A 12,226-nucleotide genomic window follows, 5' to 3' on the forward strand; every position below is an offset into this window, starting at 1 on the left:
TTAGCGATCGCGTTGTTCTAGATAATCCTGGTAAGCTTGCTTCAAATCTTCGTCCTGAAGATGGACGTAGGTGCTGAGAGTGGTTTGAATACTAGCGTGTCCCAGACGTTTTTGGACGTAGGACATTTCCATGCCGCTGCGAATTAGTTCTGTGGCGTGAGTGTGTCTAAAAGCGTGCGGTGTGGCTTCAACCCCAGTTGCTTTTTCTAATCGTTCAAACAGGGATTGGACTGTGGAGTAGGTAAGAGGATAGCCTACTTTACCTTCCCAGATATTGATAAATAAGTAATCAGAATCAACATCTTCTGGATATTCATCCGTCAGGTATTTGGAGTAAAGCGCTATTAATTTTTGAGTGACATGAATCGTATAAGTTTCTTTTGTCTTGGCTCTCGCTCCGTTTGCGTTATCGTCTCTGGGAACAATTTGAATTTCGTTGTCCCAAGAGCGAATGTCTTCATGCCTCAGCCCTAGTGCTTGACCAATTCGCATTCCGGTTTCACAAAGCAGGCAAATTAGCAACTTATCTCGAATCCGTTTGCAAGCGTCAATTAGCTGCTGAACTTGCTCCTGAGTGAGGGTCTTGGGTAACTTCTTAGGTTGTTTGAGCTTTAGAAGGCGAGTCCGTGTTTCCTTGCCTTTGCTGATGTGGTGTAAAAATGGCTTGTACTTTCTTCCAGGCTGGAATTGATACCGATAAACTTCTACTCCATTGATGTTACCCAGTGTTTCATGATGCTGGTAGAAGCTACAGACGACTGAAAGGATAACGTTTATCGTGCTTTCCAGCCTTTTTGATTCTTCCGTCTGCAAGCTAACGATCCTGGGATCTGGTCTTCTCAGCCAAGAAATAAAATCTGCCAAGTCTTCTAAATTAACGCTTTCCCACCCCAACTTAGAATCTTGTAAAAACTCCCAATACAGTTTGAGATGACTGGCATAGCTCCTGACGGTATTGGGTGATCTTTCTACGCTTCTGAGGTAAGAGAGAAATTGTTCAATTGGCTCAACAGGTAGGAAATCGTTTCCCAAGACAGTCCAGGTAAACTTATCCGTTTCTGGAATCCTGACTTTCTGAACCTTCACGTTGTAGAGCTTGTTTACTTTGTAGAATAGTATATAGCTAATCTTCTACAAAGTCAATACAAGTGTACTATATTTGTTGTTGTTTACTTTGTAGATATAAGAATTAGGACTGTTGTTTACTAACATTGCTTTTGTTAATCCCCATCCCGAAGGCGCAGGTACACACGACAAAAGGCATTTCATCACTCAGCCAGCTTGCTTCAATTGAGCGGCGTTCCTCTGGACTCAGCCCCGCGTGATAAGCTGCTGTTGCACAACCGCGATCGCTTAGTAACTGAGTTAATTCTTCGCTATCTCGCCTGGTGCGGACGTAGACTAACCCTGCTTGTTTGGGTCTTTCCTGAATAAACTTGAATAACCCTTGGCGGCGTCCTCTAGGTGTCCAAATGGTTTGCACTTTCAGGTGTAGATTTTGCCGATAGGGGCTATTTTTAAAAACCGCTGGCTGTTGGAGTTGTAAGACTTGTTGGATGGTTTGCTGCGCTGCGGGATCGGCAGTGGCAGTGAAAGCAGCGATCGCGATTTTAGTCCCAGCTGGCTTTAATTTTAGCAGCGCCGGTCGCACCGCTCCCAGTCGTCGATAAGTTGGTCGAAATGTCTCTCCCCACTGCACTAAGCAATGCGCTTCATCGAGAATTAAGCCGTTAATTTTTAGTTTTGGTTGACACAACTTTTCCCAAACTTGGGCACTCAGCAGCGTTTCTGGGGATAAGTACAATAATCTCAAATGTTCGAGAGTTTGCAGCGTTTGCCGTCGCTGGTGAGTCGGCACTTCGCTATGCAACAAGGCAGCGGGTAACTTGCGATCGCGCAATTCCTGCACTTGATTTTCCATTAGCGCTACCAAGGGCGAAATCACTAACGTTAGTCCCGTTTGCAGAAGCGCCGGGAGTTGAAAACAAATCGACTTTCCCCCGCCCGTTGGCATCACAATTAGGGCATCTTGCTTTTGCAACAAGCTGCGAATAATTTCTCCTTGTGGAGGTCGAAAATCATCATATCCCCAGATTTTTTTGAAGGCGATGCGGACTTCTTCCCAGGATTTTGTTTCGGAATTATTCATCATTCGTATGTAGATGCGATCGCTTCTATAGCAATCCTAAATGATTCGTGAATAAGAGATCCCCGACTTCGAGAAAGAAGTCGGGGATCTCAAGGGCTAGCATCTACAGCTCAAATAGGATTACTTCTAGTGGCTATTTTTAGCAATAAGATATATTAAGCTTCAGCCAAATCTGACGTAGTTTATTTTAGCTCTTTCTTAAGAAGGAGTGTGCTTAATGGTTAACTACGGTTTAAATTTAGCCTCGTTAATCGGTTTAGTGTATTGGATTATCGGTTTAATTTACCCGATAATGGCTATGATTCTAATGATTAAACGTTCAAGGCAGACGAGTGCTTTGTTCCTAATTTTTTAGGTTGTTCAAATCGTAATTTTACCAAAAATAATGTTCTCGTGTAGCTTTATTTTATTTTCTCAAGGTTGGCGTTTAGACCCAATCCTTCAGTTTGTACAATTTCTTTTAACAGGGGTCATTATTTGCATAATTATCAAAGATATTTATATTGATTTTATTTAAAATCGGAAAGGAGTTAATGAAAGGATAAATTTTGGTTTAAATTCAGCATCAATTTTAGGGATGATATATATTATTCTGGCTATAATCTATCTAAGTTTAATTAAAGGTGCAGCATCCGGATGAAGAAATAACTTGAGTGCCTCAGTTTTAAAATTAGATAAATTTGTATCTGCAATTATAAGAAGTTTGCTGCTAATTTTCGGGCTAATTTTATTTTTGCAAGGTTGGCGTTTAAATCCAATTTTACAATTTGGGCAATTTCTTTGATTTTTATTAATCCTTTATATGATAGCGAAAGATATTGTAATTGAGCGGTTAGAGCGACACAGATAAATTAAGAACAGTGTCCGGTGAAAAAGTGGTAATTCTTCAGAGCGATCGCTCTTTTATCTCCCCCTAATAAACCTAATTAAACATAACTACGTTTTTCATGTAAAAAAGGTAATAAGAATAGGAGGGTAGCACAGTTCGGTGGGCTACCCTCCTATTTGTGGTCAGTTGCAAGTAATGCTAACTGTTGAAAATTCCCGGCGATCAATTACCCATTACTATTCCCAACAAATTCAGTTTATTTTTACCAATCTGCCTAACTTCAGCTAATTAATAAAACTGGTAGGATTTCCCGCCGTAATCGGCTTGGGAATTGGGCTAGAGATGCCTGATGGCGCTTCCGTCGAACTGGGTGGTGTCGCCGGTTGGTTGAAGTGTTGATAAGCGGTACGAGATATCTGGCGAATCAACTCTGATGCCTTAGCGTCATTGTGGGGGCGTTGCACCATCACAGCGGCAATGTAGCGCTTGCCAGTGGGCATATCAATCAAGCCAACGTCCGCGATTAGAGAGCCAATGTCGCCGGTTTTGTGGGCGATGTTAGCGCCTTTCCCCAGTCCCCGTGGCAGCAACGAATCTGTCACCGTTTGTTGCATGATATGCAAGATGCGATCGCGCGATGGCACCGAGACCACATTGCCTTGATTGACCATTGCCATCACCGTCGCCAACTCCTTAGGACTCGTAGTGTTCGTTCCTTCCAAGTCCGGTAGGGCGTTGTGGATAACAGTTGACGTCAATCCCCAAGATTGGAACCGCTGATTCAGCGCCTCAGCACCGCCCAAACGCTGAATCAGCATATTGGTAGCGGTGTTGTCACTAATCGCAATCATCTTCGTTGCCACCTCTAGGGCGGTGTACTTTGTCCCTGGCTTTTTGTACTGCAAATCGCCGGAACCAGAACCCATCAGATTTTTCTCTAACGTTAACGGTTCATCCAGACGAATTTTTCCAGCATCCACATCTTGGAAAAAGGCGACGAGAATTGGCACTTTAATGGTGCTAGCAGCTGGGAAGATTTCGCTACCCGAAAAGTCGAGATAGGCACCCGTCTCCAACTCTACTAAAAAGACGCCTGGATTTAATTTGGAATTTTGCGTCACCAGCGCCTGTACGTGTGCTTTCAGCGCTGGGATTTCTTGATTCAGCGTCAGAACAGAAGTACCCGCCGCCGTACCCATCGCCGCGTCAGCTTGAGCTGGTGATTTTTGTCCCGGCGCTTGACCAATCGCCCCGACTGCTGACTGCTGATGGAGGGCGGAATCCTTGTTAGCAGCGCCTGCTAGCTGGCGGGTTGCCGGGTCCCAAGCAGATAAAACAGTTCCCGCGATCGCACCAATTCCCACTCCCAAGATGAGCAGACGGGCACCGTACAGCCAGGGAGAAACCGGGCGTCCGGGCGATCGCGTCCGGCGCTGAGGTAAAGTTCCCCCGCTCTTATGCGTGCCTGTGGGCTGGGCTGGCTGGGCAGGAGGGCGTTTCTGGAAGCGCCTCACATTCCCCTGTGACGGGACGGGGTAAGGGCGCACTGCCTCGCGCAGACTTTGATTGGGGATTGAACCGCCTTGACGCGAGCGATCGCGGCGGCTTGTTTGGGGTGCAGGTGCTTCTATCCCCTGCCTTCCCCGATTCACATCGGAAGCGAATCGCGAGAGTGATTTCCTCATTGGCGTGGTGGATCTTAAGGAACGATTGGGAGCAGAATTTGACTGCACCTGTCGCAGTGACAGACTGGCGCGGGAGGAGTTTCGAGTACGTAGGGACGGGGAAGATTTTTTTGGTTCTGTGTCTAGGGGCGCATTTTTCAAACCGAAACCCATCCTTGCTGAACTTTGATTCTTTCCTCGCGGCGTCGCAGCCACTTCACGGCTCACGCTCAAGGGTATAGTTTTGAGTGCGTCGCGTCGATTCCGCGACGCGGGTTGTCTTTTTTGTTGCTCCCGCCGACGTTCGCGGATGTCAGAACGATTGTGTTGGTTCGGTGAGGATGAACTATTTGGGCTTTGCCCATTATCTTTAAACGTACTTCCTCCTGATACCGCTGACACAACTGACTGAGTTTCAGACTGCTGAGTCACTCCTAACTCCTCCACCACTATGGTTATTGTTAATTGTTAGCTGTTAAAAAGAGTGACTAACCACTGTACCGGCTAAGCCTTGGCTTTACTTTTCCAGGGTCTATCACTTGCATCAGGGAACGAATGCTTTTGCGTATCGCAACACCGCTAACGGACAAAAGAGCGTTAACGTTAACGTTCCTAGCAACTTTTGCTTATTTTATGGTGCGTCTTGCTGTTCTGGTTCATTAGCAACAGAATGTGGCAAAAATTGTAGCGCCCAGTCCATCTGGCTGAAAATGCCTCGGAGCATTGCCACTTCTGCTTTGCTGGGATTGGCTCGATTGAACAGACGCCGGAATTTTTCCATACGGCTGCCAGCGGTGTGGGGATAGAGATAACCCATTTTTAATAACACGGCTTCCATCTGTTGATAATACCCCTCCAAAACTTCTAATGAGGCAGGGTCAATGGTCAGTTGTGGGTTTTCAGTTGGGAGAGGCACGGTACTGCCATGCCCGTACTGTTGATTGTCAGTAGTTTGCGACTGACTGCTGAGTGCTGACCAATTTTGGTAAAGCTCGTAACAACAAATCCCAACTGCTTGAGCCAGATTTAATGAAGGATACTCCGGATTCGTGGTAATGCGTACAAATCGCTGAGCATAGTTTAATTCCACATTACTTAACCCGCGATCTTCTGGGCCAAAGAGCAAGGCTGATGGCAGCGGTTCTTCCAGCAACCAAGGTAAAGCGATTCTGGGATTTTCTAGCGGCGTGTCTAACGTTCGGGAGCGGGTAGTGGTGGCGATCGCTTTCACGCACCCTTGTAATGCCTCTGGGATCGTCGCGACTACCTGAGCCGATTCCAGGACGTCTATGGCATGAACTGCCATATCCGTTGCTTCTTTCGAGAGGCGATCGCATTGCGGATTCACCAGTACCAACTGCCGCAACCCCATATTTTTCATCGCGCGAGCCACAGAACCTACGTTCAGCGGGCCTGCTGGCTCTACCAATACAATCCGCAGCTTAGCTAATCTAGTCTCATCCATAAGTAAAAAGAATAAAATAGTCTAAAAGCGCATCTCTCTATGGGCGGACATAATTACCTGACTTCCGATCTATTTCGTAAAATTGAATATTGGTAATGTACCGTCAAATTAACATGAAGCGCGTTCGATCCAAGTCCGACTTACCCAGCAAAATTTGCCCGGTATGTCAGCGTCCCTTTACCTGGCGCAAAAAATGGGCTGATTGTTGGGATGATGTGAAATACTGTTCGGAGCGCTGTCGCCGCCGCCGCAACCAAGCCAATGAGTCCGCGTAAAAGCCCAATTTTTAGATTTTCGATACTGGATTGAAAACATCACAAATCTAAAATCTGAAATCAAGGCTGAGTCTTGGTATTTATTAAAAATTACAAAGGATTGAAATATGTCACTCAATCAGGTGCAACCCAAGGTGATTATTCACGGTGGTGCCGGTAGCGCCCTCAAAAGTCAAGAGGGGGCTGACGCAGTCCGCAAATCACTCTACAAAGTCGTGGAAGAAGTTTATACCCTGCTTTTGGCAGGAGCAACTGCCCAAGCAGCAGTGGTACATGGTTGCCACTTGATGGAGGACGATCCCCGCTTTAATGCGGGAACAGGTTCGGTACTGCAATCAGATGGTCAAATTCGCATGAGTGCCTCCCTGATGGATGGGGCATTTCAGCGCTTGAGTGGCGTGATTAATGTATCCCGCATTCAACATCCCATCGATCTGGCCCAAGCTTTACAAGCTTCTCCCGATCGCGTGCTATCAGATTACGGGTCGGCAGAACTCGTGCGGGAATTGCAGGTTCCGATTTACAATCCGATGATCGAGATTCGCTTGCAGGAGTGGCTGCAAGAGCGGAGCGAGAATTTTATTAAAGAAGCCGCTGGGGTGGTAGCGGAAAAAGAGCTGGTGGATGACCCAGAGGCTGGACGCGGCACGATTGGAGTTGTGGTTTTGGACGGTCAGGGAAATTTAGCCGCAGGCACTTCGACGGGAGGCAAGGGTTTCGAGCGGATTGGTCGAGTCAGCGATTCCGCAATGCCTGCGGGGAACTACGCCACCGCTCAAGCGGCAATTAGCTGTACGGGAATTGGAGAAGACATTATTGATGAATGTCTGGCAGCGCGGATTGTGGTGCGGGTGACGGATGGTTTGTCTCTTGCAGATGCCTTCGAGCGCTCCTTTACGGAAGCGCGTGGGCGTCAGCGGGATTTTGGGGCGATTGGGATTGATGCAACCGGAGCGATCGCATTTGGGAAAACGAGCGAAGTCCTCCTCGCTGCTTTTCACACTGGCGAACAGATGGGCGATACCTTGGAATGGACGGGTGACACCCTATCCGGCTTCATTTCTTAAGTGCAAGTAGGGTGGCAGGTTGCAGCCTACTTGCAGTTAGGGTGTAAAAATATTAACCCCTAGGTGCATACATAACGACCAGCGTGCCAAGCAGAGCAATCCAACCTCCTAACAAGTCAAATTTGTCTGGAGCTATCTTATCTACCTGCCATCCCCAAAGAATAGAAAGAACGATGAAGACACCTCCATAAGCTGCATAAACTCTCGCAAAATTGGCAGGTTGCAGCGTCGCAATGATTCCGTAGAGAATCATTGCGATCGCTCCTAAGAAAGCAAACCAAATACTCTTATTTTCCCGCAGCCAAAGCCATATCAGATATCCTCCACCTATTTCGCATAACCCGGCTAAGACGAAATAGAATACAGACTTGATAACTGGCATCTTGATTTACTCCTGCTGGGGTTTTAAGCGCCAGCCTTTTCTGACGACTTGACGGGCACGGGCAATTACCAAAGAATCATCTAGAACGTCTTTCGTGACCACAGACCCGGCGGCAACGGTTACGTCTTCTCCCAGTGTCACTGGCGCAACCAGAACGCTGTTGGAGCCGGTTTTCGTGCGATCGCCGATTTTGGTACGATGCTTTTTCACGCCGTCATAATTGGCAGTAATTGTCCCCGCCCCGATGTTCACTTTATTCCCTAAAGTGGCATCGCCTAAATAAGATAGGTGGGCAGCATTGGTGCGATCGCCCAAGGTGCTATTTTTCAGTTCCACAAAATTTCCAATGCGGCAAGATTCCCCGACTTCTACATGACCGCGCAAATGGGCGTAGGGGCCAATCCGGGTGCCCTTTTTAACCACACTGTCCGTCACCACAGAATAAACCACCGTCACATTTTCCCCAATCTGGCTATTTTCAATCAAGCTACCAGGGCCAATGCGACTCCCAGATGCGATCGTGGTATTTCCCCGCAGATGAGTTTGCGGTTCGATCGCTACATCCGGTTGCAACTCTACCGTGTCATCAATGGTGATCGTGTCTGGACTCACGAGAGTCACACCCGCCGCCATCCAGGCATCCTTGACTCGCTCTTGTAAAATTTCGTAAGCATTGCTCAGTTGTTTGCGGTCGTTAATTCCCAGAATTTCCTGGTAATCCTCCACATCCACAGCCATCACTGGCTCCATGAATTTAACCGCATCGGTTAGATAGTATTCCTGCTGGTCATTGTTGGGTACCAGTTGCGGCAATACTTTTTCTAGTTGAGGCCAATTGAAGCAGTAAACCCCTGCGTTAATCCGGCGATTTTGCTTTTGAGCAGGCGAGCAGTCCCGGTCTTCTACAATCTCTTTGACCAGATTTTGACCATTACAAAAAACCCGCCCATAGCCTTTGGGGTTGGGCATTTGGGCGGTAAGGAGGGTGGCGGCGTTCTGATGCTCTTGGTGAGTTTGCAGCAGATTTTTGAGCGTTTGCGATCGCAACAAAGGGACATCCCCATTTAAAACCAGCAAATCGCCGGTGAAGCCTTCCAGATGGGGGAGTAATTGCTGGACGGCATGACCCGTGCCCAACTGCTGGGTTTGTTCAACAAACTCCAGATTGGGAAGTGGGGGCAATCGATCGATGACTTCTACCAAGGCATCTTTGATGCGATCGCCTTGATACCCAACGATGACGAGGCACCGCGATGGTTCGACTTCAGACAAACTATGGAGAACCCGTTCGACGAGCGATCGCCCTCCCAAGGAATGTAGGACCTTGGGCAGATCCGATTTCATCCGCGTCCCACGTCCCGCTGCAAGAATTGCTACTGCTACCATATTCAGCTTTTCGCGTTATCAGACCAGCTAAAAGAATAAAGGATGAAGCATGAACCATGAAAGAGCGTTCGTGGTTCTTTCCGGGTGAAACATTGGCTCAGTCAGCCGACGCCAGCATCCGACTAAATTTTTGAGTCAATCCGAGCTTGCCCCTACACGGCTTCTGGCATCGCCTCAGCAACGCGAGCTGATTGAATAAACTCAGTAAACTTCTCTACTAATTGAGGATTTCTCCAACCTTTTGCCGTTTCTTCTGCAAAAATTTCTAAGGCTTGTGCTGATGTAAACGCGCGTTTGTAGGGACGTTCGCTTGTCAGGGCATCGTAAATATCAATAATTTGAAAAACCTGCGCCAAAAAGGGAATCTCCTCATTAGCTAAACCATCGGGATAACCCGTTCCATCCCAGCGTTCGTGGTGATTGCGAATAATTGGAATGACGCCCCGCATGGTTCGCAGCGGCTGACAAATTTTCTCACCAATCAGGACGTGCTGCTTCATAATTACCCATTCTTCGTCGTTGAGTTTCCCTGTTTTGAGCAGCACGGCGTCGGGAATGCCCACTTTACCGATGTCATGGAGATAACCGCCCCACATCAAATCCCGAACTTCGTTGCGAGAAAGATTCAGAAATTCACCAAAAGCTTTACCCATTTCCACCAGCCGTTCGCAGTGATCGCCTGTCGCCGGATCGCGGCTTTCAACACTACGGGCGATCGAGAACAGGACTTGTTCGGCGTGATCCAGGTCTTCATTCAAACGCTTTTGCTGGACGAGAGACCGGACTCTGGCAGAGAGTTCTAAGCGATCGAAGGGTTTAGTCAGAAAATCATCTCCACCTGCTTCAATGCCCAGAATGCGCGATCGCCTATCATTTAGCGCCGTGATAAAAACGACCGGGATCAGGCGGGTTTGTTCGTCTTGTTTTAACTTCCGACATACCTCAAACCCATCCATCCCCGGCATCATTACATCCAGCAGAATTAAATCTGGGTTGCACTCGACTACACGCTTCAATGCATCTGGCCCACTTTCTGCCTCCAAAACTTCGTAGCCTTCCACCGATAGCAGTGCTACCGCCGTCATCCGACTGGAGGGATGATCGTCAACCACCAGAATTTTGGGCAACTCCGAACCTAGAAAGCTCACTGAAGACAACCTTGTTTGAGAAGAAGCAGCCGTTGATAAATTGAGCATGATTTATAACATAAATTTGTTTTTAGTATGAGCGAATAGCTTAACCGTGGAATCGGGTTTTTCACGGATATTAACAGCACTTAGCAGACATCTTGATTGCAGCTTCCGTCTTCTGGCATCAGGCATCGATTTAATCTTCTGATAACCTACAAAATTCGGAGATTCTTTATCTATCCGGGTTCGGTCAGGCAGTTCTTAAAAGTTAATAATCTTTCACTTGAGCGATTGCAAAGAATGCTACGATTATACACCGCCGTTTGAGACCTAGACCATTGCGGCGATCGCATTCAATCCCGATCGGGGACTGTAATAACCCGCACTGTTTGCAAGCAGAGGTTTGTTCTAAAGCACTAGCTTGTAGAGCTATTGAATTCTGAGCTGAGATTGAAATAACCAACGCTTTTTCCAATGAGAGGTTGGCTCTAAAGCACTGGCTTGTTGATCGATTTGACGACGCTGCAAAATCGCATCAGCAGGTTCGCACAGATGAGGGTCGCGGTAGGGAATGGCAGCTTTGGTGTGCAAATGCTCTTGTTCTTGTACTGAAAGCGCCGCTATATCTAGGTTTGTAAAACTAGCGACCGTTCCAGGCGATCGCCTTCCCACCGGGAATGTCGCACCAATTTGTAACCCAGCGGCGATTAAAGCAGCCCGCACCGCCGCCGCACAAGAATAAGTAGCAAGTCTCCCATCGGGTTTTAAGCACTTGGCAACCCAGCTTAAGAATTCCACCGTCCACAATTGCGGACATCGGGGGGGTGAAAAAGGATCGAGAAAAATCGCATCTGCCCGGAAGTTTGAGTGGTATATCTGCTGAATTGTGGCTCTGGCATCTCCCACGATTAGCTGAGCATTCAGGCGTTCGGTCTGAACTTTGCCAGAAGTGGCTAGCTGGTGGAAAATTTGAGCGTTTTCTGGGTTCCAGTGGTTCAAGAGATGGTGCGCGATCGCTGCTTTTGGTACCGATGCATCTAATTCCAGCCCCACCCACTCCACTCGGCAATTTGGATTCACTTCCCAAATCGTTTCCAAAGCCGCCGCGGTGTTGTAGCCCAGACCATAACAAATATCCAACAAATGTAATGTTGGTTGCTGTGCTTTCTGCCTAAGTTGAGTCGGTTCGACAAACTTAAGTTCGGCTTCCTTCTTTGCACCCTGCTGGCTATGAAAAGTTTCGCCAAACTCTTCTGAAAAGAAGGTGAATGAGCCATCAGCGGTGAGTTGAGGTGTGAAGATGCCTATGTCTTGCATTTTTTAGAGAGGAAGGCAGGTTAATAAAGCACTGCAAAAACTGCTTAAGCTCAGTTGAAACTAAATTTAATTTTTCCAGATGACGAGTGACTCTTAGGCAAACTGCACGACTTCGGCTACGCTTGCCCACTCCTGAACCCACTTTTTACATAATGCATCAATCACTTCAGCCTCTTTAATACGAGATAATATGAAGCCCTGATTACCAAGATGCTGCTTTATGGAAGCTCTAAAGTGAGAAATTTTAGGTCATTTATTCTTGAAAACCGCTCGTGAAAGCTTTCTAATAAGCGAATGAAAAGTTTATCATGCCGCTGATTAAATGCATTACCAACGGGTTGCAGTTTATTTGGTGAAACTGGTTTAGTTTTGGTCAAAATGTAACCTTTACAGCTTAGCGATAATTTCGTGTCTTGCTATCTATTTTATTGGTTCTAATACTCAGCTAACGGTGCTTAAACGAAAAACAAGACTCTAAAAAGGTATAATACAGGCATGGCAACCATTTCACGTTATGGTGTGATAAATGAAAGAGACAACTCCCGCCGCCATGCCCCCTTGC

At 47.2% G+C, this 12,226-nt stretch carries 9 protein-coding genes and 2 pseudogenes; 3 read left to right on the forward strand and 8 right to left on the reverse strand.

Features of this window, described 5'->3' with window-relative positions; genetic code table 11:
* Together NDA03_RS18010 and NDA03_RS18015 are read right to left on the reverse strand one after the other, a co-directional pair.
* Positions 1–1,086, reverse strand: a complete 1,086-nt coding sequence (locus NDA03_RS18010; RefSeq protein WP_348238759.1) for a tyrosine-type recombinase/integrase — start codon at positions 1,084–1,086, stop codon at positions 1–3.
* A 121-nt stretch (positions 1,087–1,207) separates the two neighbouring features.
* Positions 1,208–2,149: pseudogene (locus tag NDA03_RS18015) on the reverse strand (RecQ family ATP-dependent DNA helicase); the annotation flags it as partial.
* A gap of 394 nt (positions 2,150–2,543) precedes the next feature.
* On the opposite strand from NDA03_RS18015, the pseudogene NDA03_RS18020 reads away from it, so the two are divergent.
* A pseudogene (locus NDA03_RS18020) lies at positions 2,544–2,666 on the forward strand (Ycf66 family protein); the annotation flags it as partial.
* A gap of 596 nt (positions 2,667–3,262) precedes the next feature.
* On the opposite strand, the gene NDA03_RS18025 reads toward NDA03_RS18020, so the two are convergent.
* Both NDA03_RS18025 and NDA03_RS18030 read right to left on the reverse strand, forming a co-directional pair.
* Positions 3,263–5,074: a serine hydrolase gene (locus tag NDA03_RS18025; RefSeq protein WP_348238760.1), complete on the reverse strand. Its 1,812-nt coding sequence runs from the start codon at positions 5,072–5,074 to the stop codon at positions 3,263–3,265.
* A 199-nt stretch (positions 5,075–5,273) separates the two neighbouring features.
* The gene (locus NDA03_RS18030) at positions 5,274–6,107 is read right to left on the reverse strand and encodes an RNA methyltransferase (protein ID WP_348238761.1); all 834 of its coding nucleotides are present in this window, start codon (positions 6,105–6,107) and stop codon (positions 5,274–5,276) included.
* A gap of 113 nt (positions 6,108–6,220) precedes the next feature.
* Here NDA03_RS18030 and NDA03_RS18035 point away from each other — a divergent pair, with 113 nt between their 5' ends.
* Positions 6,221–6,382, forward strand: coding sequence for a DUF2256 domain-containing protein (locus NDA03_RS18035; RefSeq protein WP_190414705.1), 162 nt, complete (start codon positions 6,221–6,223; stop codon positions 6,380–6,382).
* A 107-nt stretch (positions 6,383–6,489) separates the two neighbouring features.
* On the forward strand, positions 6,490–7,449 hold the full coding sequence (locus NDA03_RS18040) for an isoaspartyl peptidase/L-asparaginase (RefSeq protein WP_190414704.1): 960 nt from the start codon (positions 6,490–6,492) through the stop codon (positions 7,447–7,449).
* 52 nt (positions 7,450–7,501) lie between these two features.
* Here the strand turns inward: NDA03_RS18040 and NDA03_RS18045 are convergent, their stop codons facing one another.
* From NDA03_RS18045 to NDA03_RS18060, 4 genes are all read right to left on the reverse strand, one after another.
* A complete protein-coding gene (locus NDA03_RS18045) occupies positions 7,502–7,831 on the reverse strand; it encodes a YnfA family protein (RefSeq protein WP_190673697.1) in 330 nt (109 codons plus the stop codon).
* Positions 7,832–7,837: 6 nt separating this feature from the next.
* Positions 7,838–9,217, reverse strand: coding sequence for a bifunctional UDP-N-acetylglucosamine diphosphorylase/glucosamine-1-phosphate N-acetyltransferase GlmU (gene glmU / locus NDA03_RS18050; protein ID WP_190426984.1), 1,380 nt, complete (start codon positions 9,215–9,217; stop codon positions 7,838–7,840).
* Positions 9,218–9,369: 152 nt separating this feature from the next.
* Entirely contained in the window at positions 9,370–10,413 is a 1,044-nt protein-coding gene (locus tag NDA03_RS18055) for a two-component system response regulator (RefSeq protein ID WP_190414701.1), read from the reverse strand.
* 363 nt (positions 10,414–10,776) lie between these two features.
* Entirely contained in the window at positions 10,777–11,664 is an 888-nt protein-coding gene (locus NDA03_RS18060) for an MnmC family methyltransferase (RefSeq protein WP_190437898.1), read from the reverse strand.
* Positions 11,665–12,226 lie beyond the last annotated feature (562 nt).

Origin of the sequence: Trichocoleus sp. Lan (genome assembly GCF_039961855.1) — a bacterium.
Classification (GTDB): Bacteria; Cyanobacteriota; Cyanobacteriia; order Cyanobacteriales; family FACHB-T130; genus FACHB-T130.

Bases quoted from the DNA above. Each gene is read 5' to 3' on its own strand.
- NDA03_RS18060 (WP_190437898.1), bottom strand. From the start codon at position 11,664: ATGCAAGACATAGGCATCTTCACACCTCAACTCACCGCTGATGGCTCA.
- NDA03_RS18045 (WP_190673697.1), bottom strand. From the start codon at position 7,831: ATGCCAGTTATCAAGTCTGTATTCTATTTCGTCTTAGCCGGGTTATGC.
- glmU (WP_190426984.1), bottom strand. From the start codon at position 9,217: ATGGTAGCAGTAGCAATTCTTGCAGCGGGACGTGGGACGCGGATGAAA.
- NDA03_RS18040 (WP_190414704.1), top strand. From the start codon at position 6,490: ATGTCACTCAATCAGGTGCAACCCAAGGTGATTATTCACGGTGGTGCC.
- NDA03_RS18035 (WP_190414705.1), top strand. From the start codon at position 6,221: ATGAAGCGCGTTCGATCCAAGTCCGACTTACCCAGCAAAATTTGCCCG.
- NDA03_RS18055 (WP_190414701.1), bottom strand. From the start codon at position 10,413: ATGCTCAATTTATCAACGGCTGCTTCTTCTCAAACAAGGTTGTCTTCA.
- NDA03_RS18030 (WP_348238761.1), bottom strand. From the start codon at position 6,107: ATGGATGAGACTAGATTAGCTAAGCTGCGGATTGTATTGGTAGAGCCA.